Genomic DNA, 25,718 nt, shown 5'->3' on the forward strand with positions numbered 1-25,718 from the left:
TATTTATAGCCTGCAACTGGGTTAATAGATATATTTTCCAAGTGGATTGAATAGTTGGCTCACACCTTTTGTGAAGTAAAGCGCATCACTTGAAACGGTTAAACAGACACAACCTTCTTTTGTTGCCGGTTGATGAGTGTGATTGCCATCCAACCAGATGAAGTCACCTTTGTTGTAAACGCCCATTTCGTCTTCGAAACTGCCCTCTAGAAGAAGCGTGATCTCGAAGCCTTTGTGGGTGTGGCAAGGCACTTGTCCATCTTTGTCGATGTGCAACAAGCTGGTGTGGTGTGCTTCGTCAGCAAAATCGAGTCTTGCTCGTGAAATTTTGCCTAGGTTCATCCAGTCCTTTCTCGCTACTGAGTTTAGAGCGCGAGGGATTGTGAATGTCGTGTCAGCAACAGTTACTTTCTGAACCTCTGGAGTCACTTCAACAGACTGAGAAGTATCAGCTGTGATTTGCTCTATCGCGTCAAAATCAAAGTCCATGTCGTCCATTGAGAAGCTGTCTAGATCTTCATTTGAGAATACTGGCTCTGCGTCAAAAGCATTATTCGCTGCTACAGCTGTAAGCTGCTTGACTTGTTGTTGGCAGTGTTCACACAGCTCTACATGGCTAGAAACAATCAAAGAAACTGAATCAGCCAACGTGCCATCGACGAAGTCTTTCAAGATTGCCGCGTTTGGGTGATGTTTAATCATGGTCTTGTTCCCCCATGTGAACTTTTAATTTGGCTAAAGCGAGTCTCAGACGTGATTTCACTGTTCCAAGTGGGACGCCAAGTTGCTGAGCGAGTTGCTCTTGAGAGAGCTCTTGAAAGTAAACGCCTTTGACGATGGTTTTCTGAGCGAGAGGCAACTTTTCTATTTGAGTCATTACGTGTCGGCTCATCAAATGGTCACCGAATGGCAAATCTTCGCTTTGAGACTCGGCTACCATCGCATCGATTGGCCAGATATCGTCGGCTATCGTTTGTTCGGCTTTCGCTTTCACTTTGCGCAACATGTCGAATGCTGCATTACGCATTACCGTGTAGACCCAAGTGGTCGCAGCGCCTTTATCTACATTGTAGAGATGTGCTTTCTTCCAAACATTAGTCATCGTGTCTTGAACTAGCTCGTTTGCAGCAGCTTCGCCACCCAACTTACTGATACCAAAACGCTTGATCTTAGGAGCGAAGAACTTGAACAAACAGGTGAACGCCTGCTTGTCTCGGTCTGTACCAACCAACACCAGCCAGCTCGAGAGCTCTGTCGGTACTTTGTTGTCTGTAGGTACTTTGTTATCGGGAATAATGACATGCTCCTTGCCGTTCCCTGAACTTCTGCTTTCCACTTGCATAGTAACTAACCATCATGCGAATTTGATGGGCACTACGTGAAAGGAGAAAGTCGGGATCACTTTAATTTAAATTAATTTCTACTATACAAAATTATAGTGAAGAAAAGTGCTTATTGCCCCGTAATGATTTGATTCAAAAAAGGAACTAGAGACGGAAAACTGGCTGGCTCAGTAAATTCTGTTTTCTTTTCCAGTGGGATAGGCATCATTTCGAGCAATCGCGCACAGATCCATTGTGGGCTCTCAAAATCAGGAGTGGGATAGAGTGTTCTTATCGAATCGTGGTCGCGAAACAACTGAACCAAAAAAGCGGTAAACACGTTAGGCACTTTATATTCATCGGTAGGCCAGTGAGGCAACAAGCTGAACTTACTTTTAATCAGGTCATCATCGTCTCGAAACGACCCATGCAATTGCACCAACTTTTCGCCTTCGACATCAATTTCTAATATCTGGTCGTCCGACATATTGAAGTCGACGATGGTCACCTTTGTTCCCCAAGAGCTGAGATGATCAGAGTTAGATTTGTCTTGAGTGGCGATAATGAAACCATCGCCCTGCGCTGCGTGAGCGACCATCGCGAGATACTTTGGCTCAAAAATGCGCAGTCTTTGTCTGCCTCCCGGTAAAAGGAAGATGGGGAGGGGAAACACAGCGAGCTCCAGAGAAGACTCTACGGGTGTTTCTGGTTCGGCGTCTGTCCGCGTGGTCTTCCTAGGTGAATTCGGCACATAGTACTCCTTAGTTCAGATGTGATTCGAGAAGATATACGCGGGGAGGGTGGTGTTCGATCAATTCGCTTCGGCTTATGTTCGCAAAGGGATAGATATTTTGTTGCACCTGTTCATAAATTCATTGTTTTTACCTTTTCTCATACGCGTCATTAGGTAATATATGAACAAATAGTAAGCGAATGGGTAGTTGCCAGACGATGCTTCTATCTGACGTTCTTCTATACCTAACATCGCATCAAAGGAATGGTCATGATTGTTATTTATGGTATCAAAGAGTGCTTAAATCCAATTAAGTTGCAGCTCTCTAATGTGTTGCAGCAGTGCTTGAACAGTGAAATGGGTTTACCCGATGACAAGCGAGCACATCGGTTTGTGCCATTGGAACGAGATGACTTCTTTTACCCGGAAGGAAGAACAGAAGCCTATACCGTCATTGAGATAAATATGATGGAAGGTCGAGCGGTAAACACCAAAAAGCGCTTAATTAAGAAGATATTTTCTGAGATAGAGAAGCAGTTAGCTATCTCTCCAATTGATATTGAAATTTCCATTAAGGAACAGCCATCGCATTGCTGGGGATTTCGAGGGATGACCGGCGATGAAGCTCAAGATCTGAAGTACAAAGTGAACGTCTAGGGTTTAAGCTCTTAACTCTTAACTCTTAACTCTTAACTCTTAACTCTTAACACGTAAGACTTAAGCCAATCTATCGAGTGACGGCTTTGGAATTTGATGCCAAAGCCGTTTTCCTAGTTCTCGACACTAACCTTTAAGCATCTAAGCATCGTCACTCTTTTTTAAATACTGATGCCAATTTTCATTGATCACGTCAAAGTGCTCAACGCAGAACTCTTTTCTGTCTTTCAAATAGTCGTTTTCCACTTCATCGAGCAAGTTCTTATAGGCATCGGGATCGCTGCCATACACCAAGCATAACGTGGAGAAGTAACGCTGCAGGTCGAAACTGTGCTCGTCGATGTATTCCCCCAAGTCGTAATACTCTGGGCGGTCTTCTGACTCGAAAGCGAACATGTCTGCAGCGCTGATAGCAGCGTCGGCCCCATGCTCTACGTAGTTAAGCAGTAGCACGGTTGCTAGGTTATCAACCGCATCTTCTTCTTTACCCAATATGGCAATGTTCTGATCTTCGATATACGCATGCCCAGTCTCGTGTAGCAGGGTGTGCAGCAAGGTATCAATAGCGCCGGTTTGCGCAGATTTCCCATACTCTTTTTCGTATTGGTTCTTCTCAAAGTAATTGAGTGACTCAGCGTAAAAACTGTAAGGGATCAGTACTTGATGGGTTTGTGGATCGTAGAGTGGTCCTTCTTCCCCGCCATATTGAATGGTTAATGGCTTCTCAAACATGAAGAGTTGGTTTGATAGGTCGACCACGGTGTCATTAACGCCACTGCTTTGAATCTCTCGTTTGAGCTGCTCTTCTTCGGTATTTTGCGGTGTAGAGTACTCGACGATTAGGTTACTTTGGGTGGCTTGTTCACTAGATGCATAAGTTGTGGCAAACATTGCACTCAGGGCTAGGCTGCAGGTCAATGTTCGTTTCAATAATGTCATCGGCTATCCTTGTGATTACGTTGCGATTCAGAGTCGTGCTGGGGGTAACAACTCCAAGCTGTGTACCCTGATTTAGTTATTGCGTTAGAGTATAAGTTTAGACGGAATTTTGATGCATCGAGGACTGCAATTTTTGAAGTAGGCGCTATCCTATCAATGAATAATCCGCTTAGAGATTCGCCACAAAGAATAAGTAAGCTGAATGAGCGGTGTCGATGTGATTCGTTTCTATTGGTAATTAACAGATAAATTTCGGTTCAACACAACCCTTGTGCTATACTCCGCGCCCCAATCCGAATTGGCTTGTTTAATCTTAGGAAATTATTATGAGTGTTAAAAACGAACTTCAACAAATTAACAACCGTCTAGACAAGTGTCGCCACAAGTTAGATGCTGCTAAAACTCGTAATGATCGTCCTGTTGTTCGTCAGTTCGAGGAAGAGATTAAGAAGCTAACTAAGAAAATTGCCCAGCTTAAACACAAAGAAAGCTATGATGTGAACCAAGAGCGTAAGTCTCTGGTTGATATGCCATTTAGCCGTGAGATCACTAAGGCTGAGCAAGCGGATATGGGTAAACTTAAAAAGTCTGTTAAAGGACTCGTAATTGTTCACCCAATGACGAAGATCGGTAAAGAACTTCGCATTGAGGTTATGACTGGTTACGCACCGAAAAAATTCTAATTACCAGCGATGGTGATGAAAGAGGAGCTAGAAATAGCTCCTTTTTGCTTTTTTAGGTATTAAGAAAGCAGAGTCAGCGGCATAGATACTCACGCCGTTTTCAACTTTTAGGAGGTGATTGTTGTCACAAATCCTTTTATCTCCTATAAAAGTTAACGTGCTACTAACATGGTACTAAGCGATCGCAGTAATGTGTTCGCTTTTCGAATCCACACTTTCTCTCCAGTTTGTATAAATATAGGTAGAGCAGCACAAATAATTACAGATAAAACTAGACTCATTAGGGAAGATGAGAACGTAAAAAAATAGAGGTTATATGAATCAATTAATTTCAATTGGACCACTAGAATCCTTCCTAATCGCGATTAGTGTTTTGTTTCTAGGTCATTTCGTCAATGCAAAGCTTCCGATTCTCAAAAAGTACAACATTCCAGAGCCCATTGTCGGCGGCTTGATTGTCGCTTTTGCTATTACAGCCCTGCACTTTAACGGCCTTGATCTTGAGTTTTCCTTGCCCCTGCAGAACACGTTTATGTTGATGTTCTTTGCAACGGTCGGTCTTGCGGCGAACTACACGCAGCTGATAAAAGGTGGTGCTAAGGTATTCCTATTCTTAGGGGTAGCGTCGGTTTACATCATTATCCAAAACGGTGTAGGCGTAACCTTAGCTACGGCACTAGGCCTTGAACCCTTGATGGGTTTGATTGCTGGCTCTATCACCCTTTCGGGCGGTCACGGCACAGGCGCGGCTTGGTCTCAAACTTTTGCAGACACGTTTGGCATTGCAAATACGCTAGAAATCGCGATGGCTTCAGCGACCTTTGGTTTGATCATCGGTGGTATTATCGGTAGCCCAGTGGCGCAAAAGCTGATTGATAAAAACCAGCTTGAATCTGAGTACGGCACTGGCACGCAAACACATGAACGCTTCCCTGAACTTGTTACTTACAACGAGTATGAAGAAGACAAAGTGACGGCGAAGAAGGTGATTGAAGTGTTGTTCATCCTTCTTATCTGTATCACGGGTGCGAAGTACCTAGAGCAGTGGGTGGCGACTTTTGAAATTTCTTGGTTGATGATTCCTGACTTCGTTTACGCGTTGTTTATCGGTGTGTTCATCACTAACGTGTTTGAAGTGACTAAGCTGCATAAGACTGACAGCGAAACGGTCGATATTCTTGGTACGGTGTCATTGTCACTGTTCCTAGCAATGGCGCTAATGAGCCTTAAGCTTTGGAACATATTTGACCTTGCGATTCCGTTCTTGGTTATCCTTGCGGTTCAGGCGGTTGTGTTAGGTATCTTCTCTTACTTTGTGACGTTCAAAGTAATGGGTTCTAACTACGACGCAGCGGTTATGGCAGGTGGTCACTGTGGTTTCGGCCTAGGTGCAACACCAACAGCGGTAATGAACATGGGCTCTTTGGTGAACCGTTTTGGTCCTTCACCACAGGCGTTCATGGTGGTGCCAATTGTTGGTGCCTTCTTTATCGATATCGTTAACCTGATTATCCTTCAGGGTTACATCTCGTTTATCGGTTAATGTTCGCCTTTACTTAAACGCAATGTGCTTATCGCACTAAGATGAATACAAGAAAGCCAGTCTGTTGACTGGCTTTTTTTGTTCTTGTTTATCGAGGTTTTCTTGCCTGATACCCCTGCGGTTAGGGCTCTGTCACATCAATAACTAGGGCGTGTTGATCTTTCGAGCTGATTTTTGCAGTGAGTTGCTGGGTATTTATACAAGGCAGAGGCATCGATGTGTAGCTAGCCTACATGAGAAGCCGATAACGCAGTAGAAATGACCAGCAAACGCTGCCCGAAGGGTTCGGGCTGGGCGCCACCGCAAAAAGCGTTTTACTCTTTGTTGAGGGAGGTTTGCTTAGAATGACTAGGCTACTTCTCCCTCACCGCGATTAAAACGCTTTTGACTAGGCGTCCCCATCCGAACAAAATTTAACCACAAAAGGTCAACACGCCCTAAAGTGTTGTAACGACTTCATCAAGAGTTAGGCGCGCTTTTGGTTTGCCGTAGTTGTAGTCTTCGCCGTCTTTGTGGTAGCCGATAGCTAGAGCTACATCAACAACGTGACCTTCTAATTCGTCAGCAAACTCTTCGCTGATCATAGCTGCATCTACACCTTCCATAGGTGTTGAAGCGATACCTAGACGAGCTAGTGTGTGCAGTGTGTTACCTAGTGCGATGTAAACTTGAGACTTAGTCCAGTTACCGTTGAAACCTGTTTCGTCTGTGTTCATTTCTGCGAATGCGTAAGCACCTAAGAATTGCTCGTACATTTCAGCTGGTAAGTGACCAGAGCTTACTTCTGTATCAGCACGCTTCGCGAATTTCTCTTTAGTGTACTTAGGATCGTGAGCAAACAGGATCGTGTGTGACGCTTCTTTCGCATGTGGTTGGTTAAACTGGAACATGTTTTCGAAAGTATTGTGGAAGCGTTGTTTTGCTGCGTCACTCTCAATGATGATGAATTTCCAAGGCTGAGAGTTGATAGAAGAAGCTGACAAGCGAAGTGCTTCTTTGATTACTTCCATGTCTTCCGCAGAGATGCGCTTTTCTGCATCGTATTTTTTAGCTGTGTAACGAGTGTTTAGATCAGTAATGATTGGATGAGTCATGTTGAATCCTAATATCTATCAATAATAAATGTTGTAGGGTTTTATGTTCAGTTACGTCAACAATAAACGGATAACCAATTTAAACGAATCTCAATAGATTGAACGTCTAAATAGTTAGCGAACATGCCCCAATAAATCGAGTATCTGCGGTAGCTCAAGTCGATGGGTGTAAGATAATAGAAGAATGACTCGGGAAAAATAGCGAACATATCAAATCACTATGGTTAATAATGTCCATAATGATTCAATAAGTGTGATCTTAATGGAGGTGGAATCTCTAGATTCAGTAGCTTAGTACGCTTTGATACCATATTGGCGCAATAATGGCGGAAGTACGCTGTCTAGGTTGGGGATATCTTCTGGCGTGATTTCGATTAAACCAAAACCATGCTCTTCATAGATTTTTCTCGTAGCTTCACGTTTATTTTCGGCGATTGGCGCAGAATCAGTTCCCCAGAACTGGATGTATACTTTGCCACTTGGTAGATAAAAATCGCTGATCACTTCTTTTGATATCGGAAGCGGACGCTCGTACGCATGGACCACTCCTGCCATATAAAGCCAGTTATCAATGATCAGCTCTCCCTTTGATCGAACATAATGCCCGTCTAAGCTTCGGTGCTTCGCCTTAAATTTCTGACGAAAACTGGAGAATGACACATCGGTCGAGTGGCTTTCAGCATCATGCCCTAGGAATTCAACAACAGACTGCTTTAAACGTTTATTGCGAACCAATGAGTCGTGCCATACCACGAATAAGTTTTGAGTCGCTTTGTCTTCTCTTTGTTCACCTCCGGCTTTTAAGCCTGTAGAGGTGACATGCCAACCGTCTTCTTCTTTTGTTATCCAACCAAGCTCGTTGAGCAGTAAGTTGATTTTCTTTGCGCTGAGTTGAAAGGCACTGCCAAGCTGGGTGGCGGTGAGTGTTTTTCCTGAGAATGAGTCCAAATCGATAAGCAGTTTCTCTGGCCAGACAATAAAGACACCAAACTTCTTGTGTTCGACATATTCCCCACCAAAGCTTTCTCCCCGTTCTGTGAGAATCCAACGCTCTTGTGAACGCACTATATAGCCCGCTGTTTTTAGATCGCTAAATAAAGCTTTAGCTTCTATGCCTTTTTGTTTAGCGAGTGCGGATGTGGAAATTTTGTCTGACATAGTCTTTTCTCAAATAGCGGAGTGATCAGCTGATGGGTGTTGGATATATATATGATGCGATAGCGTTGGTAAATACCATATCACATCTATCAATGCTAACTGCAGTTCAGTGGTCTATGTTTTTAGTAGAGCGTTAGGTCTCGTTTTGTATGTTTAGCAAAATGTAGCTCAACCTGTAATTAAATTACAGGTATCGCGATTTTGCTCATCTGGGTGCATATTTTATATACGTGACACGATGTTCTTTTATACGGTTTATATAGATCTTAGATGCTATATTTTATTAAATGTGACTTTAATCACTATTTATTTTTAAGTATTACAAAATAAAATGTGATCTAGATCGTGTGTTGATGATATCTATTCTCATTAATTTGGCTTTGTAATTTAAATTCATGGTGTTTTTGTGATCTAAGGTGTGCTTGTTAACCCGAAAGTGTTTTTCGTGTGTGATGGCTATCACGAAAGTTGGGCTAAGGTGCATTTTGGAAATGTTGTGATACATTTTAATCGACTTTTGAGTACACACTTTCGGTCATTTGACCAACCAATACATTACGGGGTTCTACCTATGTTATCACCAGAAGCAAAGATTAAGGTTCAAAACTTTGGTCGTTTCTTATCCAATATGGTAATGCCAAACATCGGCGCATTTATTGCGTGGGGTTTCATTACTGCACTATTCATCCCAACGGGTTGGTGGCCTAACGAAACGTTAGCATCAATGGTTGGTCCTATGATTACATACCTACTGCCACTATTGATTGGTTACACCGGTGGTAAAATGGTTGGTGGTGACCGCGGTGCGGTAGTGGGCGCTATCACAACAATGGGTGTTATCGTTGGTACTGATATCCCAATGTTCATGGGTGCAATGATTGTAGGTCCACTAGGTGGTATCGCAATTAAGAAATTCGATGAAGCTGTTCACGGTAAAGTGAAGAGTGGTTTCGAAATGCTAGTGAACAACTTCTCTGCGGGTATCATCGGCATGATCTGTGCGATCATCGCGTTCATCGTGATTGGTCCTGCGGTTAAGATTCTGTCTGGCGGACTTGCGGCTGGCGTAAACGCAATGGTAGAAGCGGGTGCACTACCTCTAGCATCTATCTTTGTTGAACCTGCGAAAATCCTATTCCTAAATAACGCAATCAACCACGGTATCTTCTCTCCACTAGGTATCCAGCAATCTGAAGAGATGGGTCGCTCTATCTTCTTCCTAATCGAAGCAAACCCAGGTCCTGGTTTTGGTCTTCTACTTGCTTACATGGTGTTTGGTAAAGGTAGCGCGAAGCAATCTGCTGCTGGTGCATCTATCATCCACTTCCTAGGGGGTATCCACGAAATTTACTTCCCTTACGTTCTAATGAACCCACGTCTAATTCTTGCGGTAATCGCAGGTGGTATGGCGGGTGTATTCACTAACGTAATGTTCGATTCTGGCCTTATCTCTCCAGCATCTCCAGGTTCTATCTTCGCAGTCTTACTGATGACGCCAAAAGGCTCTTACATCGGCGTGATTCTATCTGTTATCGCAGCAACGGCAGTATCGTTTGTTGTAGCGTCAATCCTTCTTAAAACATCAGCGCAAGATGATGAGGAAGATTCACTAGAGAAAGCTTCTGCACAAATGAAAGACATGAAAGCGTCTTCTAAAGGTGCAGCAGCAGAAGCAAACGTAAACCTAGCGGATGTAAAAGCAGTTTATGTAGCGTGTGATGCGGGTATGGGTTCAAGTGCAATGGGTGCAGGTCTACTACGTAAGAAAGTAGCAACAGCTGGCCTAGACATTGAAGTAACCAACTACGCAATCAACAATCTACCGGCTGATTCGCAAATCGTTATTACGCATAAAGACCTAACAGACCGTGCTCGTAGCACTGTGCCAGGTGCGATGCATATGTCTCTAAGCAACTTCCTAGACGGCGGCGTATACGACCAACTAGTTGCCGAGCTTGTCGATGCTCAAAGTGGTGAAGCGAAAGTAGAAGCTCCGGCTCCTGCAGCAGCTCCAGCGCAAGAAGGCAACAAGCTTGCACTCACTGACGACAGCATCTTCCTTGGCCTTAAAGCGACTCAAAAAGAAGACGCAATCAAGTTTGCTGGCGAACAATTAGTAAAACTTGGCAACGTATCACCAGAATACGTAGATGGCATGTTTGCTCGTGAAGAGCTTGTGTCTACTTACCTAGGTGAGTCTATCGCAGTACCACACGGCACAATCGAAGCGAAACAGTACGTACAAAAAACCGGCATCGTTTTCTGTCAGTACCCTGAAGGTATTCAGTGGGGCGAAGATGAAGATGATATCGCGAAGATGGTTATCGGTATTGCCGCACAAGGCGATGAGCACAACATGGTGCTGATGGCGATTACCAATTCACTCGATGATGAAGAAGCTGTGGAATGCCTACAGAACACAACAAACCCTGCTGATGTTCTACGTATTCTCAACGGAAACTAAAAAGCTCTAGTCAAGCTCCTGAGTGAAGGAGGCCGGTATCCCCCTACTGGCCTCATTTTCGGTCTTAATCTTTCTAACAAGATTCAGTCTGAATAGCTTACTGCTTAATGCCTAGGGCACATCGTCAAGGCATGTTGTTGAGCAGTTAGCTATCTAGATTCAAATATTTATAAGGTCAAAATTATGAAAGCGTTACATTTTGGTGCAGGTAATATCGGTCGTGGTTTCATTGGTAAGCTTCTTTCTGATGCTGGTATGAAGGTTACGTTTGCTGACGTAAATGAAACGGTTGTAAATGCGTTAATTGAACGCCAAGAATACCCAGTTAAGATTGTTGGCGAAGAGTGTGTTGTCGAAGTTGTTAAGAACGTGACAGCAGTAAACTCAGCGACAAGCGCAGTAGTAGATTGCATTGCTGAGTCTGATCTTGTGACGACTGCAGTGGGCCCTACGGTTCTTAAAATCATCTCTAAGTCTATCGCTCAAGGCATTGAAAAGCGTGCAGCAGCAAACAACACTGCACCAATGAACATCATCGCGGCAGAGAACATGGTTCGCGGTACTAGCCAGTTAAAAGTAGCCGTGTTAGAGCACCTTTCTGATGAAATGAAAGCGTTCACTGAAGAGCACATTGGTTTTGTTGATTCTGCGGTTGACCGTATTGTTCCACCGGCAGAAGCGGGCGAAACAGATCCTCTAGCGGTAACGGTTGAAACGTTCAGCGAGTGGATCGTAGACCAAACACAATTCAAAGGTGAGATTCCAAACATCCCAGGTATGGAATGCACTGACAACCTAATGGCTTTCGTTGAGCGTAAACTGTTCACGCTAAACACAGGTCACTTGGTAACGGCATACCTTGGTGTCCTTGCAGGTCACGAGACAATCAAAGACTCTATCGAAGATGACGTAATCCGTGCTGAAGTAACGGCAACGATGGAAGAGAGTGGTGCAGTTCTGATTAAGCGTTACGGCTTTGATCCAGAAGCTCACGCTGCCTACATCCAGAAGATTCTAGGTCGTTTTGCTAACCCGTTCCTACGTGATGAAGTAGACCGCGTTGGTCGTCAGCCAATTCGTAAACTGAGCCCGCAAGACCGCCTAGTTAAGCCTCTAAACGGTACATTAGAGTACGGCCTACCAAATGCTCACCTAGTAAAAGCAATCGCTGCTGCGTTCCATTACAAGAACGAAGACGACCCTCAAGCGGTTGAACTTCAAGCAATGTTCGCAGAAAAAGGCTTTGCTGAGACATTAGCGCATTATTCTGAGCTGAATAGTGACTCAGAAGTTGTTAAACTAGCGGAAGAAGCTTATCTAGCATTGAAATGATAAACCATCAAAGTGCCACACCAGTGGCACTTTCTTATTGTCGAGCCGTTATGCCAATACAAACAAGCCATGAAATTGAATTACTCGAAGCCCTTTCGGAAGCTGAGAGTGCTGGCGCCTGCCTAATGGCTGCTTATGATGCATTGGACGACACGGTAGATGCCGTATTAAAAAACATCTTTAAGAAAGACGACACTGCAATTAAGTTCGTTGTCGAGCCACTTCTCAACAGTGGTGGGCCGTTAGGCGAGATCATGATTCGTGCTAAGTTGCTACTCGGGCTTGGCGTGATCAGTAAAGAACTCTACGACGATCTTGAGGTTTTCGTTACCTTGAAAGAGTGGGCGAAAATACAGGGTGAAGACACCAGCTTCACAGAAGTTGATGTGATATTTGAGCTCAACAAGGTGCACGCGATTCAGCGTATTATGCCTATCGAATATGACGCGGAGATGGTGGAAACCATGTCTGGCCCAATGCTTGAAATGTTCTTGGGGCGACATAATCAAAAGGTGAAGTCGACGATCGTATTAGCTATCACTGACATTATCACTACCTTGTGCCGAGATAACGCGCTGAGCTCTTAGCTCTAGTTTGCAGCCCTGCTTATCTTGTTTCACACCCTACATATCTTGTAGTTGTTGGTTCGTTTCAATACAAAGATTAAAATGATGGCGGTTTCTCTCGTTGGAGAAATCGCTTTGTTGTTTTTGTGCTTCTAAAAAATATCCGAAATATCTTCCCATTAAATACAAAAGCAGCAGGCACAAAAAAAGCCACATTCAGTGGCTTTTTCTATTCAAGACGCTCTCTTTATAAAAACGCCCTGCTATTCAAGACTATAGGAATTATAGGTCTTGGATGTTCTCAGCTTCTAGCTCTTGGAAGTAGCGTAGAGTCTTAACTTTTAGCTCTTGTTGAGCTGGCTCATCAGCAACGATGATAGCTTTACGGTGCATCTGTAGAGCTGTAACAGTCCACATGTGGTTTACAGAACCTTCGATAGCCATTTGAAGCGCTTGAGCTTTGTTGTGGCCTAGAGAAAGGATCATCACTTCTTCTGCATCTAGAAGAGTCGCAACACCGATAGTTAGTGCGTATTTAGGAACTTGGTTGATGTCGCCATCGAAGAAACGAGAGTTCGCGATACGAGTGTCTTCAGTCAACGTTTTGATACGAGTGCGTGAAGATAGAGAAGAACCTGGTTCGTTGAATGCGATGTGACCGTCGATGCCTACGCCGCCCATGAACAGGTTGATTTTGCCGTATGAACGGATTTTCTCTTCGTATGCTGCACAGTGAGCATCGATATCTTCAGCTTTGCCGTCTAGCAGGTTGATGTTTTCTGCTTGGATATCAACGTGGTTGAAGAAGTTCTCGTGCATGAATGTGCGGTAAGACTCTGGGTGGTTAGGGTCGATGCCAACGTACTCATCCATGTTGAATGTTACAACGTGCTTGAAGCTAACTTCGCCAGCTTTGTAAAGTTCAATTAGCTCAGCGTAAGTAGTTAGAGGTGTGCTACCAGTAGGAAGACCTAGTACAAATGGACGCTCAGCCGTTGGAGCGAACTTGTTGATTGAATCTGCGATATGACGAGCAGCCCATTTACCTACTTTAGCTTTGTTGCTTAATGGAATAAGTCTCATTGATTTTGCCCCTAGAAATAAAATTTTATAGTGTTCTGAAACATTAATTCGCATTATAAAATAAGTTATCCAGTTCCGCTATTGTTTTAGGTCAAGTTTTTGCTTTTTTCGTCGTAACTGTGACTGGAACTCTCAAAATTGCACAATTATTGTATGGATATTTGGTGGCGTTAAACAAGATTAATACGTTTGTCATATACAGCAATGTTGATCTAATTCAGCACCTGAAAGGGTTGGTGTGTTTCTATGCCTTGATACGATTATTGCAATAATGGCATCGCTCGAACCATTGACGAATTTTGGTGCATTAACGTGTTTCGAGTATAAACAAGCGTTGAGCGTATAGTTGAAACTAGAAAAATAATGATGGCAATGGAGCGCTATCGTGATAAAAGACAGGGGCAGGATGAAGAACGATGAATCTCAGTGGAATGAATACCCATAAGATTGAACGAGAGCTGTGTTTTAGTCACGCTATCGCTATGAATTGTATCTAAATATTGGTAAAAATGGATAGGTTGGCTAAACTTACCAATTACAAAGAAGATGTGTGTTTGAAGGCAAAAAAAAGCCCAAAGTGATGAGGTATCACTTTGAGCGATTTTACTAATCTTCTAACACTAACTCACTTTCGTATTCTTCCCTAGATACGTCGCCGCGTTTGCAGCCGTTTAGGGTGTGAAAGCGACGGCGTCCACGAGCCAGTTGAATGTACTTCAACCAAACACGCTCTAACTTGGACTTTGCCTTATGAGGGTGAGACAACACTTTAATGAAGTGTTTTTCTTCTGCATTGATTGGTGCTAGTTCACCAGTTTCAAGTGCAAGCATAGTGTCACCAAACAAGGTTAGGATTTCCTCTTCTGAAAGAGTAAAATCACCCGACTTAGCGAACCCTCTCGGGAATTTAATGGTGTCATAAAAACGTTTTTTTCCGTGTCGGAATTCGGTCTCAGACATATCAGCCTCAGTAATGTGGTTAGATAGAAATTAGTGTTTATTGCTCACGCGAAAATATTGTTAAAAGGCTAAAATAGGAAACAAAATGTTTTTGCCTTTACGATAAACAATCCTAGATCGGCTAGTTAGCAGATTTATTACAGAGATGTATTTGATGGATGTGAAAGTATTTAGAACCTTTCTTGAGGTTGCAAGGGTGCGCCATTTTGGGCGTGCAGCTGAAAACTTGTATTTAACACAAGCGGCGGTGAGTGCGCGGATCAAACAGCTTGAAGGCTATTTTGATACTCAGCTCTTCATTCGTGACCGCAATAACATCAAACTCACATCTTCCGGTGAACGTTTGATTGGTTATGCCGAAGTGATGGTGTCCACCCTACAACAAGCCAAATTTGAGCTGTCGTTAGAGAGTGGTAAAGCCTTGCAGTTAACGCTGGGCGGCACGCCGAATATTTGGGATGCGTATCTGCAAAACTGTTTAAGTGTGGTAACCGACTCTTTTGGTGGTTACGGCTTTATGGCAGAGGTGATGGGGCGCGAGCAACTGAACCGTAATTTGTTAGAACGAACCTTAGATATGGCTTTCGCGTTCGATCAGATCAAAGCAGAAGAGCTGAACTGTAAAAAAGTCGCTGACTTGGTTTTGGTGTTGGTATCAACGCAGCAAGATGATCTGGAATCTGTATTTCAACATAAGTATGTTTATGTGGATTGGGGAACGCGCTTTGGTTCTGAACACGCAGAACGTCACCCTAAAGTGCCAGCACCGTACCTACGTACCTCTACAGCCCGTATCGCCCTCGATTTCATTTTAGAGAAAGGCGGCAGTGCGTATCTTCCGGTGTCTCTAGTCGAACCTTTTATCGATTCGGGTCAGCTGCACAAGGTGAAAGGGGTTGAAGACTGGTATCTCCCAATTTATCTGAGCTACCGTAAAAGCAGTACCTCGGTTGATGCGATCATGCAGGTTGAGAAGTTGGTTAATGAGATTGACCCATCGACGGCTTACACATTGCAGCAAGCCGCTGAACAAGCACCTGAGTAACGGCATTCGCGGTAAGCAGTGGCTTTGCTGATTAGATTCAATAAAAAATGGCTCCCAACTAATTGTATAGTTGGGAGCCATTTTTGTTTTATACCAATTAAAGTAAAAATGTGATCTAATTAAGATTGATGAATTATTGTGAAATTTAGCCATGGATAGCCTTAATAACACTGACTTCAAAAAGCTTGCGAGCCAGCAAAAAACCATTCAGATGAAGATGCGTTTACTTGCGCTAGCACACTTTAAAGACGGCCTCTCTCGTACACAAATTGCAAAATCTCTCAAAGTCAGTCGAACCAGTGTCAATAAATGGGTTCGGATTTTTTTTGAAGAAGGCCTAGAAGGACTTCAAGAAAAACCTCGGACTGGTAGGCCTGCATACCTCACCGATGAGCAGCGGGCTCAACTCAGTGCCTTCATAAAAAAAGAAGCTGAATCACCTTCTGGTGGCCGCCTTGTTGGAAGCGATATACATGACTACATCGTTAAACACTTTGACAAGCACTACCACCCTAATTCCATCTATTATCTCCTCGACCACATGGGTTTTTCTTGGATAACTTCTCGTTCCAAACACCCTAAACAATCACAGCAAATACAGGACGATTTTAAAAAAATTCCAAATCGAAACAATCCTTAAGATCCCCGGCCATATTGGGCTAGAGAGTGTTGATGTCTGGTTTCAAGACGAAGCTAGGTTTGGTCAGCAGAACACAACAACACGTCTTTGGGCTACTCGTGGAACGAGACCTCGCGTAGTAAAACAGCAGCAATTTGAATACGCTTATTTGTTTGGCTCAGTGTGCCCATCGAGAGGGATTGGTGAGGCAATGGTCGTCCCTTGGGTTAACAAAGACATCATGATAAACCATCTAGAGCAGATATCTAAAGTCACAGAAAAAGACCGTCATTCAGTGGTAATAATGGATGGCGCAGGATGGCATACCGATGATATTGCTAACCCATTTGATAATGTCAGTATTATCAAATTGCCGCCATACTCACCAGAGCTTAACCCTATAGAGCAAGTGTGGAGTTGGTTAAGGCAACACTATCTAGCAAACCAAAACTTCATTGATTATAACGATATTGTTTCGAAGGTCTGTAGCGCTTGGAATGGATTTCTTGAGTGCAAAGATCGCGTCACAAAAATGTGTACAAGAGATTGGACTGACCTGATCAGTTAATTTTCCGGATTGGTATTAAACCAGAAATGTACTTCTTTTCGGAACTAGAGATCGTTTCTAATTCCATAAATATCGTTTAAGCCTGGTATGTGTAGCCTTTATTAAAAGCCCTATAGGTTCATTAGATTCTCAATAGACTCTTCAAGAGAGTGTGACATGTACGAATGGATTTGATTGCCATCCGTTGCGTCAATCTCGATCATAGAAATCCCGTTGTCCGCTTTGTCTTCAAGAAAGCTTAGAGACTGCTCGACTGATTGACTGGTGAGAACCTGTTGATTTGATAAAACAATACGACATGTGTGTAGAACCATAGCCTTTTCCTTTTTATATTCGATAGGTCTCTGCATCTTGGCGTGCTAAGTACCGATCGTTGACGTTGTGAGAAGAATGTCCTCTCTAGGTTAAATTTAGTCGAATTGAATAAAATTAAAACCCTTTTTTGTGATTTATCTGACCTTCGCTTCCGAAAGTGGCTAGCGACAATGGTGGTTCACGGTAAACTTTTAGGTATAGGATCAAACGCTATGGTAAGTGGGAAGAGTACGGCATGTCGAAAAAGATCAATCACAACAGCAGCTTAACCAGTGAGCAGTGCCATTTGGCTCGATATGCACGAGATGCTCGCTTTGATGGGATGTTTTTTACAGCGGTGAAAACGACAGGAATTTTTTGTCGCCCGATTTGCCCAGCCACACCACCCAAAGAAGAAAATGTCGAATATTTTTCCCATCAAGCTCAAGCATTGAAAGCGGGATATCGTCCTTGTTTACGTTGTCGACCAGACAGCGCACCTTTTTCGCCGGCTTGGAAGGGCGTCGAAACCACTTTCTTACGTGCGATGCAGTTGATTGATAATGGCGCTCTGAATTCAGGATCTATCGTCGACCTTGCAACGCGGTTAGGTATTTCAGATCGTTATTTACGAACCTTATTCGACAATTACATCGGCGTGTCACCCAAGCAATATAGTCTGTACAGTCAATTGATGTTTGCCAAGCAGTTGCTGCACACCAGTAGCATGAGCATTACTGATGTCGGCTTTGCTAGTGGCTTCAATAGTACGCGCCGTTTTAATGATGCCTTTCAAAAAGAGCTGCAGCTTTCGCCAAGCCAAATTAGGCGAGCGAAGCCAAGTGACACTCAGAGTAATCATATTCAGCTTGGTTTTCATGGACCCTTAGATTGGAACCACTTGTTGAGGTTTTATCGACGAAGAATGATTGAGGGCTTAGAAGGCGTTGGCGAAGATTATTATAAGCGCACGGTAAATGTGAATGGTTCTAAAGGCTGGTTCAAGGCCACCTTAGTAAAAGAAAACCGCTTAGATATTGAATTTGAGTTGGACGATATAAGCCAATTAAGAAGTTTGATTGCTAACATTCGACGTATGTTCGACCTTGATGTCGATATTGCCAAGGTTGAGGCTTTTTTTATGACCATTGATCCTAACTTGGTTGCCAAGAGTGGTATCCGTATTCCTGGCGTTTGGAGTGCTTGGGAGGCTGGTGTAAGAGCGATTCTAGGGCAGCAAGTCTCAGTAACAGCAGCGATCGGCCAACTCAACTTACTGGTGCGAGAGATTTCTGGTACGCATCAAGCTTCTGTTTTACAAGAGTTGGCTAATTCCCAAGAGTGCTCTGAATTACAACAAATTGCTTATGCATCTGAGAAAGCGTATTTCCCAACACCTAAACAAATAGCTGATGCTGATGTGAGCTTTTTAAGAATGCCGGGAAGTCGTAAGGAAACTTTAAAGCGTTTTGCCGAATACATGGTCGACAACGAAGCCGAACACCCTTCTAAGTGGATTGACCTAAAGGGCATTGGGCCTTGGACGATTCAGTACGCGCTGCTCAGAGGGCTAAGTGAGCCTAACCACCTGTTGATTAGCGATTTGGTGGTGAAGAAGTTCATTGAGCATCGCTCTACGATTAATACAGAGAGTGTTTCGCCTTGGGGTAGTTACGCCACGTTCCACTGTTGGAATCAGTCTTAATCGGAATACTAAGCTAGGAGATATCATGGACAACCGTTTTACTTACTATGAGAGCCCATTGGGAACCGTGACGTTACAGGCGAACGATGAAGGCTTGCTCGGCCTTTGGTTCGAGACACATACCACCAAGCCGGAACCGTTGGGTGTTCAAGATGATAGCTTTCCGATCTTTGCATTGGCTATCGAGCAGCTTAATCGCTATTTCTCGGGCGAAGCTATTCAGTTTTCTGTGCCGATTGCAGCCAAGGGCACGCCATTTCAGCAGTCGGTTTGGCAGGCGCTGACGACCATTCCTTATGGAGAGACTTGGAGCTATGCACAACTGGCCGATGCGATAGGCAATCCGAAAGCCGTTCGTGCTGTGGGTTTGGCGAATGGCAAAAATCCGGTTTCAGTGATTGTGCCGTGTCACCGTGTGATTGGTAAAAACGGCAAACTGACGGGTTATGCAGGTGGCGTAGAACGTAAACAGCACTTATTGGTGATAGAGGGAAGAGAGCAAGACTAGCAAGCGATTTAGCCATGAGCCTGTCGAGATGCTGGCTGAATATCTCGTACTACTTAATGGTGAAGGCGAGTGGTTCTTAAAATATGACTTTGCATTAAAATCAACGCTTTCTGGGAAATATCGATTTGGTTGCATATTCTTTGACTATGTTCTCTAGGCAAGGATGCCCAAATGAATAGATTCCCCTTACTAATATCTGGCTGCAGCTCTGCATTATTGCTGACAGGTTGTTTAACTGATACCAGCCGACCTTTCGAGGTTCCACAGCTTGCTCTGTTCAAAGGTATGTATGAGAACGCAGATAATGACAGTTATCTACTTTTTGAATCCGGGCAAGTGACTTATCAAACAACGGATAATTCCGTGACTCGAACCTATCGTGTTGATGATGACTTGATCACCATTGAATTCAATTCTGGAAGCAGCCGAACTGACTCTAGACTAGTGATGCGCATTCAACAGAAGGGCGAGATGCTAACTTGCAACCAATGTCCAGCGATACAATTGAGTAACGTCTGGACACTTGTAGATAAGCCTGTGAAAGACAGTTCGAACTAGAAAAGATCTCCGAATTAAAAAAGATCGCCATTAAGCCATAGGTGTGCAGCGATACTGACGGCATAGCCAATCATGATCACTGGCATCCATTTCAAGTGGCCAAAGAAGGTGTATTTGCCATGCGCCGCGCCCATTAACGCCACACCTGCCGCACTACCAATAGATAACAAGCTGCCGCCAACGCCTGCGGTTAAGGTGATCAGTAGCCAGTTACCCATCGACATTTGAGGTTCCATCGATAACACGGCAAACATCACCGGAATGTTATCGACAATCGCAGATAAGATCCCCACCATGATGTTGGCCCAAATTGGATCCCATTGGCTATACATCACGCCAGAGGCAAGCTCCAAGTATCCCAGTAGACTCAAGCCACCTACACACATTACCACGCCGTAGAAGAACAGCAGAGTGTCCCATTCGGCATGGGACACTCTTCGAAATACATCAAAGGGCACGACTGAACCGAGTCGCTTCAATGCCCCCCCATCATTGTTGGCAATCGCCACCGCTTTTTTCTTCGCCAGTGAATTTGGTAAGGTCTTACGCAAGAAATAACCAAAGAACTGTAGATACGCCAGCCCCATCATCATGCCCATTACTGGAGGGAAGTGGAGTACGGCATGGAAAGCAACCGCAGTGCCGATGGTCATGATGAACAACAACACGATGCGTCTTGCACCGCGTTTTAATTCAACGTGCTGATGCACCGTGTCGGGTTGGGTTGTGGGAACAAAGTAAGACATGATCATTGCAGGGACGAGGTAATTCATCACTGAAGGAATAAATAAGGGAATGAATTCACTGAAGCTCACATAACCAGCCTGCCACACCATCAACGTTGTGATGTCACCGAATGGGCTGAACGCGCCGCCAGCGTTAGCGGCTATCACGATATTCACACAGGCTAGGTTAACGAATTTAGGGTTAGATCCTGCGACTTTCAGAACCACGGCGCACATCAATAGAGCTGTGGTGAGGTTGTCGGCGATCGGTGAGATAAAGAAGGCCAGAATACCGGTTAGCCAGAACAGAGAGCGGAAATTAAAGCCTTTGCCCACCATCCACGCTTGCAGCGCATCAAACAGTCTTCTCTCTTCCATGGCGCTGATGTAGGTCATGGCGACGAGTAGGAAAAGTAACAGCTCAGCGTATTCCAGTAAGTTGTGTTCGAGTGCTTGCTTAGCGACTTCAACAAGGTTGTGTTCTTGGTAGATAAAACCAATGATTATCCAGATCAGTCCTGCTGCAAGTAACACTGGCTTAGATTTTCGGAGCTTTAGGTACTCTTCCATCATCACCACGATGTAGGCGACAACGAAAATGGTCAGGGATAGGTAGCCAGCGAATGAGTTGGTGAGCTTGAGTGGTTCTCCCAACTGAGAAGTGGCAGCACCTGCTACCGAAGAAAAGAGTAACAAAGAGAGAACAGCAGAAAGCTGGATACCTAACATGGATTACGCTCCGAAGTTAATAAGTTATTAACACGGGTAAAAGAGTAGACCTAAATAACCATGTGCAGTGTGATAGATATCTTAATAATTCAATAGATTATAATGAAAGGAATAGACTGTGATGTGAACGAAATACGGTCTTACATACTCAAAATTACTGTCTTCCACACTTAAGTTAAAGACTAAAGACTAAAGACTAAAGACCAAAGAAAAAGCCCTACCGGACTCAGTGCCGATAGAGCTTATTCGAAATTGCCAACATTATGCAGCATTGAGATCAAACGTCAGTGTTTGTTCTGCTGCACATACTTCAACAGGCCAGCCATAGGATTGGTATTCAAGCGCAAGTTTGTCCGCTACTACGCGAGATACTGTTGCAGTGATCCACATGCCTTTGCCCATTACTTGATATTTAAGCGTTCTCATTTCCATAGTCATCACCGTTCTCCTTCTATATTGGCTGCGCGAAGTCTATAGCACCTCTGAGGGCTGAAATTTCGAATTAAGCTCAAATTCTTTATAAAATGGCTCACTGTTTGCGCTTGGCTCAAAACTCAATCAACTAAGGGAAAACGGTTGCGTTCTGGAAGCAAAATCACTTTTTAAGTCTCTGTATTATAATCGAATTAAAATTGACCAGAAAAACAATGTAAGAGATCTCTTACAGCATTATCAGAGATCGCACTAGGTAAAAACTTCTCACTAGAAGCCAGACTTGTGTGGCGATTGTGTGCGTTTTTGGTTGCGCTGTTGAAGCAAGATTTTTTAGTTTTGTATGTGAAATATTCTAATTTATTTAGCGTATGGTCCTGCTTTTAAATCCAAATCACAGTTTTATATGTTGCTGTGCTTCTTTTATTTAAACCGATACGCTATTTGATTTTGGTCATTAACCTTTCGAACATTAGTTTGCACTATCTATACGTGTTCTGTTCCACATAAACGAGATGTATAGAGGTCCTTATGACTAATCCAACCAAAACCGATCGTAAAGTCACGATCGGCAGCTATATCGCACTCGCGTTCGCGATGGTGTTCTTTTCAGGCTTAATGCAGTCCAATGAATGGTATGGAGTGTTCGATTTTACAACGCTCAACGGTTCATTCGGTAAGGTCGCTTACGATGTGAGTGAAACGGCCGATGGTATTCAAGCGGCAACGACGTCACTGCGTGGTAAAGGCGGTAGTGGTGCTCGCGACGGTTTCATTTTTGCTTTGACACTTATTCCGACCGTGATGTTTGCACTGGGTATGATCAACGTACTTGAGCACTACGGTGCACTGGATGCGGCTCGTAAACTACTGACACCTCTGCTTCGCCCTCTGATGGGTATTCCGGGTAACTCAGGCTTGGCACTGATCGCTTCTTTGCAAAGTACCGATGCTGGCGCAGCGATGACACGTCAGCTGAAAGACGAAGGACATCTGACTAAGCGTGAAACCGATGTGTTCACCATGTTCCAGTTTACGGCGGGTGCGGCGATCGTTAACTTTTTCTCTTCAGGTGCGGTGCTGTTCACTCTAACCGCGATGGACGGCTCTTTAGCGGTGACATCGTCAATTGGTTTGGCTGTCGCTGTGATGTTTATCTTTAAGTTTGTCGGCGCGAATCTGTTCCGTATTTACCTCAACATTACTGAAGGCAAAGAAGACAAACCAAAATCAGACAAAGAACAAAAACTGGAAGAGGAAGTAGCATAATGAGCGAAGTTAAAGCAAAGAAACCAATGGTTACTGATATTTTCGTTGAAGGTGCTAAGAAAGGCTGGGTTATTGCGACTACCTCTACGGTACCGAATGTTCTGATGGCGTTTGTGATCATCAAGGCATTGCAGATAACGGGTGCGCTGGATTTGATGGGCAGTGTATTTGCTCCAATTATGGCGGTATTTGGTTTACCTGGCGAAGCGGCAGCGGTATTGATCGGTGCGTGGATGTCGATGGGTGGCGCGGTGGGCGTGGTTATCACGCTGTTTGACCAAGGTATTCTGAACGGTAACCATATAGCTATCTTGGCGCCAGCTATCTACTTGATGGGCTCTCAGGTGCAATACATGGGCCGTATTATGGGACCAATTGGTACTGAAGGTCGCTACATCCCGGTGATGATCGCGATTTCGGTATTGAATGCGTTTGGTGCAATGTTCTTGATGAACATTATTTTGTAACGTGACTTTGAACGGTTAGCTGCGAACAGCTTTCAGACGTTACAAAAAAGGAAACCCCGTTTGGCTTTCACCAAACGGGGTCTATTCTTTTCGTAGCCATCCTGCTACTGCGCGTTACTTATCTTTCAATAGGTAACTGGTGCTCCCTGCATCGTTCCTTGACGTGGCTAAATCCTTTAACCTATCCAATTCATCGCCGTCCTAGCGGTGTCCTTGCAAACTCATCATCCTGATAAGCGACTCTATCCTAGAGCATGACTTCCTTGCTGATAACTCATCCTAAGCCATCAAATCTTCATCCTGAAGATACCTAATCCGTTAGGCTTTTTCCTGTTCCTGCCAACTCCCTGTCGACATGTGTATTAAACACTGCAGAGGCTTTGCTCACAATCCACCCTAAGAAATAAATGTACCCACTGATCGAAAGAAATATGCGTGGATTCATACAAAACAAGGGCTTGGGTTTGTATTTTAGGAATTTTCTGCGAAGCTTGATTGTGATCTCTTACGTTCGGTGTGAGAGATCTCTTACAAGTACTCGGGTGCGATTTTCATTTTATCTCGGCGGGTGTTGTCGAACAGATAACAAAGAACACTGAGTAAACACAAAATAATAGGGAAATATGATGGTTACAGCACTTTACGCAGCCTTGCTGACGATCGTAATGATTTGGTTAGCAATAGAGGTGATCAAGCAAAGGCGAATCAATCTTGTTGCTCATGCTGATGGCGGTGTCGAGTCGTTACAGATAGCACGTTCGGCACAAAGTAATGCTATGGATTACATCCCAATCACCGTTATTTTGATGGGATTGTTAGAGCTGAATGGCGCCGGTGTGTGGCTGATTCATGTCATTGGTGTGGCGTTTATTCTGGGGCGTGTGATTCATGCGAAAGGGATCTTAGCGAAGAACTTCAAAGGTCGAAAAGTGGGTATGGTGTTAACGCTTATCTGCATGATCTCTTTGATTGTCCTAAACTTAGCTTACCTACCTTTTGATAAAATGTTCTAGGGAGCATTATGGCGTTGCGTCTTCCTCCTGCTTGGGCGATTGTCCTCGCAGGCTTGATACTCAACATCATGGCGATTGTCATGTCGAGCTTGGTGCTCGATAAAATTGAAGCTGAGAAAGCGGAGTACAACGATCGCAAATACGGCAATGTGTACTCAATACAGCTTGCTTGGAATACGATTGAAACCCTAGAGCGCAAGCGTGAAGCGATTTTGATTCACCTTGATAAACTAGAAACGGTGCAGCCGACCACGGTTCTCGACGAAGCACTGCGTGGGCAACTTAGGCGTTGGGTGAGTAGCGAAGTGCCAAGTATCTCTTTGGCTCACTTACCGAAACTGATGATGCTGATAAACAGTGCACAAGAAGCGCAACGAACTCGAATCGATGATTACTATTTGGATAACCTGACCTTGGTTGAGTTAATCCAAAGGCTTGATGAGAAAATGGCTTTCTATAAGAACATCGCCCTGTTTCTTCAAGTATTTGGCTTGGCGCTTATCTTAGCTCGCGACCTCGCTAGAAGACCTTAATCTTTAACCTTAATGCCTCCATTTACTTATCGACTTGTATCGTTAGCGAGACTCATTTGGCAGGTTAGGGTGCTGTTGGCCTTGGTACTTTGGTAACTGTTCTTTTAGCCCCTTAAACGTGCTCAGTGCACTGCCTATCGATAACTTGTTCATCAACCAATTTGGCAAGATGCCCCCTGCGTTCGCATACGCGGTGTAGGTGATGTAGGTATTGCCATTAGTAAGCGGTTGCAGTGTCCAAAGTGCGTCCACATCGTAGATTCGAATGTACCCCGACTCTTTCGCCAAATAGTTCGACGCATCCTTTATCGACAAAACAAACTGCCCACCCTCGATGCTGTATTTTGAGTAGGTCACCATGTCTCGATCTCTGGCAGGCCACGGTGCTTTGAATTGGGTATAGACGATGTTTTCATCTTCAGATATCTGCATCAACACACGGCTTTGCGATACATTATCTATCCAGTTTGGCACGTTCTCACTGTCTTCCAATAACAGTAAAAAACCGGAGTAAGTGGTGGGCGTTTGCATCTGTGCTCGTATTTCGACCAAGCCTTCGCTGTGTGGCCTTTTATCAATCATGATGCCATCTTCACTTTTGACGAACTGCCATGGGTTGGCATAAGTCAGTGTCGATAGGGCGCAGAGGCCGAGTACCAAAATCTTAGGTAATGTCATTATTCTTCCATAAAAAGAAAAGCTTATCTGCTAGGAGTATA

The 25,718-nt window shown here is 44.1% G+C and carries 27 protein-coding genes; 15 read left to right on the forward strand and 12 right to left on the reverse strand.

Going from position 1 to position 25,718, the window contains the following annotated elements:
• Positions 1–21 precede the first annotated feature (21 nt).
• The 3 genes from LMH68_RS17050 to LMH68_RS17060 all read right to left on the reverse strand — a co-directional run bounded on the left by LMH68_RS17050 (position 22) and on the right by LMH68_RS17060 (position 2,073).
• Positions 22–702: a ChrR family anti-sigma-E factor gene (locus LMH68_RS17050; RefSeq protein ID WP_017060966.1), complete on the reverse strand. Its 681-nt coding sequence runs from the start codon at positions 700–702 to the stop codon at positions 22–24.
• The gene (locus LMH68_RS17055) at positions 695–1,342 is read right to left on the reverse strand and encodes a sigma-70 family RNA polymerase sigma factor (protein WP_017060967.1); all 648 of its coding nucleotides are present in this window, start codon (positions 1,340–1,342) and stop codon (positions 695–697) included. The genes LMH68_RS17050 and LMH68_RS17055 overlap by 8 nt, the downstream gene beginning before the upstream one ends.
• 110 nt (positions 1,343–1,452) lie before the next feature.
• Positions 1,453–2,073, reverse strand: a complete 621-nt coding sequence (locus LMH68_RS17060; protein ID WP_017065084.1) for an LON peptidase substrate-binding domain-containing protein — start codon at positions 2,071–2,073, stop codon at positions 1,453–1,455.
• 252 nt (positions 2,074–2,325) lie between these two features.
• On the opposite strand from LMH68_RS17060, the gene LMH68_RS17065 reads away from it, so the two are divergent.
• The gene (locus LMH68_RS17065) at positions 2,326–2,712 is read left to right on the forward strand and encodes a tautomerase family protein (RefSeq protein ID WP_017072356.1); all 387 of its coding nucleotides are present in this window, start codon (positions 2,326–2,328) and stop codon (positions 2,710–2,712) included.
• Between the two features lie 141 nt (positions 2,713–2,853).
• Here LMH68_RS17065 and LMH68_RS17070 read toward each other — a convergent pair whose 3' ends face one another.
• Entirely contained in the window at positions 2,854–3,651 is a 798-nt protein-coding gene (locus tag LMH68_RS17070; protein WP_017060970.1) for a DUF4344 domain-containing metallopeptidase, read from the reverse strand.
• Between the two features lie 326 nt (positions 3,652–3,977).
• Here LMH68_RS17070 and LMH68_RS17075 point away from each other — a divergent pair, with 326 nt between their 5' ends.
• Both LMH68_RS17075 and gltS read left to right on the forward strand, forming a co-directional pair.
• On the forward strand, positions 3,978–4,334 hold the full coding sequence (locus tag LMH68_RS17075; RefSeq protein WP_017060971.1) for a YibL family ribosome-associated protein: 357 nt from the start codon (positions 3,978–3,980) through the stop codon (positions 4,332–4,334).
• A gap of 316 nt (positions 4,335–4,650) precedes the next feature.
• Entirely contained in the window at positions 4,651–5,877 is a 1,227-nt protein-coding gene (gene gltS, locus LMH68_RS17080) for a sodium/glutamate symporter (RefSeq protein ID WP_017060972.1), read from the forward strand.
• 437 nt (positions 5,878–6,314) lie between these two features.
• Here the strand turns inward: gltS and LMH68_RS17085 are convergent, their stop codons facing one another.
• Positions 6,315–6,971: an NAD(P)H-dependent oxidoreductase gene (locus LMH68_RS17085; RefSeq protein ID WP_102428129.1), complete on the reverse strand. Its 657-nt coding sequence runs from the start codon at positions 6,969–6,971 to the stop codon at positions 6,315–6,317.
• 291 nt (positions 6,972–7,262) lie between these two features.
• Complete coding sequence (locus tag LMH68_RS17090) at positions 7,263–8,129, reverse strand: hypothetical protein (RefSeq protein WP_017065081.1); 867 nt, start codon at positions 8,127–8,129, stop codon at positions 7,263–7,265.
• A 571-nt stretch (positions 8,130–8,700) separates the two neighbouring features.
• On the opposite strand from LMH68_RS17090, the gene LMH68_RS17095 reads away from it, so the two are divergent.
• The 3 genes from LMH68_RS17095 to LMH68_RS17105 all read left to right on the forward strand — a co-directional run bounded on the left by LMH68_RS17095 (position 8,701) and on the right by LMH68_RS17105 (position 12,512).
• Positions 8,701–10,593: a PTS mannitol transporter subunit IICBA gene (locus tag LMH68_RS17095; protein WP_017066361.1), complete on the forward strand. Its 1,893-nt coding sequence runs from the start codon at positions 8,701–8,703 to the stop codon at positions 10,591–10,593.
• 183 nt (positions 10,594–10,776) lie between these two features.
• Positions 10,777–11,925, forward strand: coding sequence for a mannitol-1-phosphate 5-dehydrogenase (locus LMH68_RS17100; protein ID WP_076654078.1), 1,149 nt, complete (start codon positions 10,777–10,779; stop codon positions 11,923–11,925).
• 50 nt (positions 11,926–11,975) lie between these two features.
• On the forward strand, positions 11,976–12,512 hold the full coding sequence (locus LMH68_RS17105) for an MltR family transcriptional regulator (RefSeq protein WP_229647554.1): 537 nt from the start codon (positions 11,976–11,978) through the stop codon (positions 12,510–12,512).
• A 261-nt stretch (positions 12,513–12,773) separates the two neighbouring features.
• On the opposite strand, the gene nagB is transcribed toward LMH68_RS17105, so the two are convergent.
• Both nagB and LMH68_RS17115 read right to left on the reverse strand, forming a co-directional pair.
• Positions 12,774–13,574, reverse strand: a complete 801-nt coding sequence (nagB, locus tag LMH68_RS17110; RefSeq protein WP_017057618.1) for a glucosamine-6-phosphate deaminase — start codon at positions 13,572–13,574, stop codon at positions 12,774–12,776.
• A gap of 606 nt (positions 13,575–14,180) precedes the next feature.
• Positions 14,181–14,534, reverse strand: a complete 354-nt coding sequence (locus LMH68_RS17115) for a DUF413 domain-containing protein (protein WP_017061517.1) — start codon at positions 14,532–14,534, stop codon at positions 14,181–14,183.
• Between the two features lie 154 nt (positions 14,535–14,688).
• On the opposite strand from LMH68_RS17115, the gene LMH68_RS17120 reads away from it, so the two are divergent.
• Both LMH68_RS17120 and LMH68_RS17125 read left to right on the forward strand, forming a co-directional pair.
• Entirely contained in the window at positions 14,689–15,579 is an 891-nt protein-coding gene (locus LMH68_RS17120) for a LysR family transcriptional regulator (RefSeq protein WP_017061518.1), read from the forward strand.
• 151 nt (positions 15,580–15,730) lie between these two features.
• Positions 15,731–16,766, forward strand: a protein-coding gene (locus tag LMH68_RS17125; RefSeq protein WP_141707904.1) for an IS630 family transposase whose coding sequence is annotated in 2 segments (ribosomal slippage) — positions 15,731–16,189 and positions 16,191–16,766 — 1,035 coding nt in all. Because the reading frame shifts where the segments join, the coding sequence is not laid out codon by codon here.
• A 110-nt stretch (positions 16,767–16,876) separates the two neighbouring features.
• Here LMH68_RS17125 and LMH68_RS17130 read toward each other — a convergent pair.
• Entirely contained in the window at positions 16,877–17,080 is a 204-nt protein-coding gene (locus LMH68_RS17130) for a hypothetical protein (protein WP_017061519.1), read from the reverse strand.
• 236 nt (positions 17,081–17,316) lie between these two features.
• Here LMH68_RS17130 and LMH68_RS17135 point away from each other — a divergent pair, with 236 nt between their 5' ends.
• The 3 genes from LMH68_RS17135 to LMH68_RS17145 all read left to right on the forward strand — a co-directional run bounded on the left by LMH68_RS17135 (position 17,317) and on the right by LMH68_RS17145 (position 19,831).
• On the forward strand, positions 17,317–18,765 hold the full coding sequence (locus LMH68_RS17135) for a DNA-3-methyladenine glycosylase 2 family protein (RefSeq protein WP_065585205.1): 1,449 nt from the start codon (positions 17,317–17,319) through the stop codon (positions 18,763–18,765).
• A gap of 25 nt (positions 18,766–18,790) precedes the next feature.
• Entirely contained in the window at positions 18,791–19,273 is a 483-nt protein-coding gene (locus tag LMH68_RS17140) for a methylated-DNA--[protein]-cysteine S-methyltransferase (protein ID WP_017061521.1), read from the forward strand.
• Between the two features lie 171 nt (positions 19,274–19,444).
• Positions 19,445–19,831 carry a hypothetical protein gene (locus LMH68_RS17145; RefSeq protein WP_017061522.1) on the forward strand — a complete coding sequence of 129 codons (387 nt, stop codon included), beginning with the start codon at positions 19,445–19,447 and terminating at the stop codon, positions 19,829–19,831.
• Positions 19,832–19,845: 14 nt separating this feature from the next.
• On the opposite strand, the gene nhaD is transcribed toward LMH68_RS17145, so the two are convergent.
• Positions 19,846–21,285 carry a sodium:proton antiporter NhaD gene (gene nhaD / locus LMH68_RS17150; RefSeq protein WP_017061523.1) on the reverse strand — a complete coding sequence of 480 codons (1,440 nt, stop codon included), beginning with the start codon at positions 21,283–21,285 and terminating at the stop codon, positions 19,846–19,848.
• Positions 21,286–21,546: 261 nt separating this feature from the next.
• Positions 21,547–21,723: a hypothetical protein gene (locus LMH68_RS17155; protein WP_017061524.1), complete on the reverse strand. Its 177-nt coding sequence runs from the start codon at positions 21,721–21,723 to the stop codon at positions 21,547–21,549.
• Positions 21,724–22,248: 525 nt separating this feature from the next.
• Between LMH68_RS17155 and LMH68_RS17160 the strand changes: the two genes are divergently transcribed.
• From LMH68_RS17160 to LMH68_RS17175, 4 genes are all read left to right on the forward strand, one after another.
• Complete coding sequence (locus LMH68_RS17160) at positions 22,249–22,986, forward strand: nucleoside recognition domain-containing protein (protein ID WP_017061525.1); 738 nt, start codon at positions 22,249–22,251, stop codon at positions 22,984–22,986.
• Complete coding sequence (locus LMH68_RS17165) at positions 22,986–23,453, forward strand: YjiG family protein (protein ID WP_004737023.1); 468 nt, start codon at positions 22,986–22,988, stop codon at positions 23,451–23,453. The genes LMH68_RS17160 and LMH68_RS17165 overlap by 1 nt, the downstream gene beginning before the upstream one ends.
• A 626-nt stretch (positions 23,454–24,079) precedes the next feature.
• Complete coding sequence (locus LMH68_RS17170) at positions 24,080–24,466, forward strand: MAPEG family protein (protein ID WP_229647953.1); 387 nt, start codon at positions 24,080–24,082, stop codon at positions 24,464–24,466.
• A gap of 8 nt (positions 24,467–24,474) precedes the next feature.
• Positions 24,475–24,999, forward strand: coding sequence for a hypothetical protein (locus LMH68_RS17175; RefSeq protein ID WP_017067247.1), 525 nt, complete (start codon positions 24,475–24,477; stop codon positions 24,997–24,999).
• A gap of 42 nt (positions 25,000–25,041) precedes the next feature.
• On the opposite strand, the gene LMH68_RS17180 is transcribed toward LMH68_RS17175, so the two are convergent.
• On the reverse strand, positions 25,042–25,677 hold the full coding sequence (locus tag LMH68_RS17180) for an START domain-containing protein (RefSeq protein WP_017061528.1): 636 nt from the start codon (positions 25,675–25,677) through the stop codon (positions 25,042–25,044).
• Positions 25,678–25,718: the final 41 nt, after the last annotated feature.

Source organism: Vibrio sp. F13 (genome assembly GCF_020806305.2).
Lineage (GTDB): Bacteria > Pseudomonadota > Gammaproteobacteria > Enterobacterales > Vibrionaceae > Vibrio > Vibrio crassostreae_C.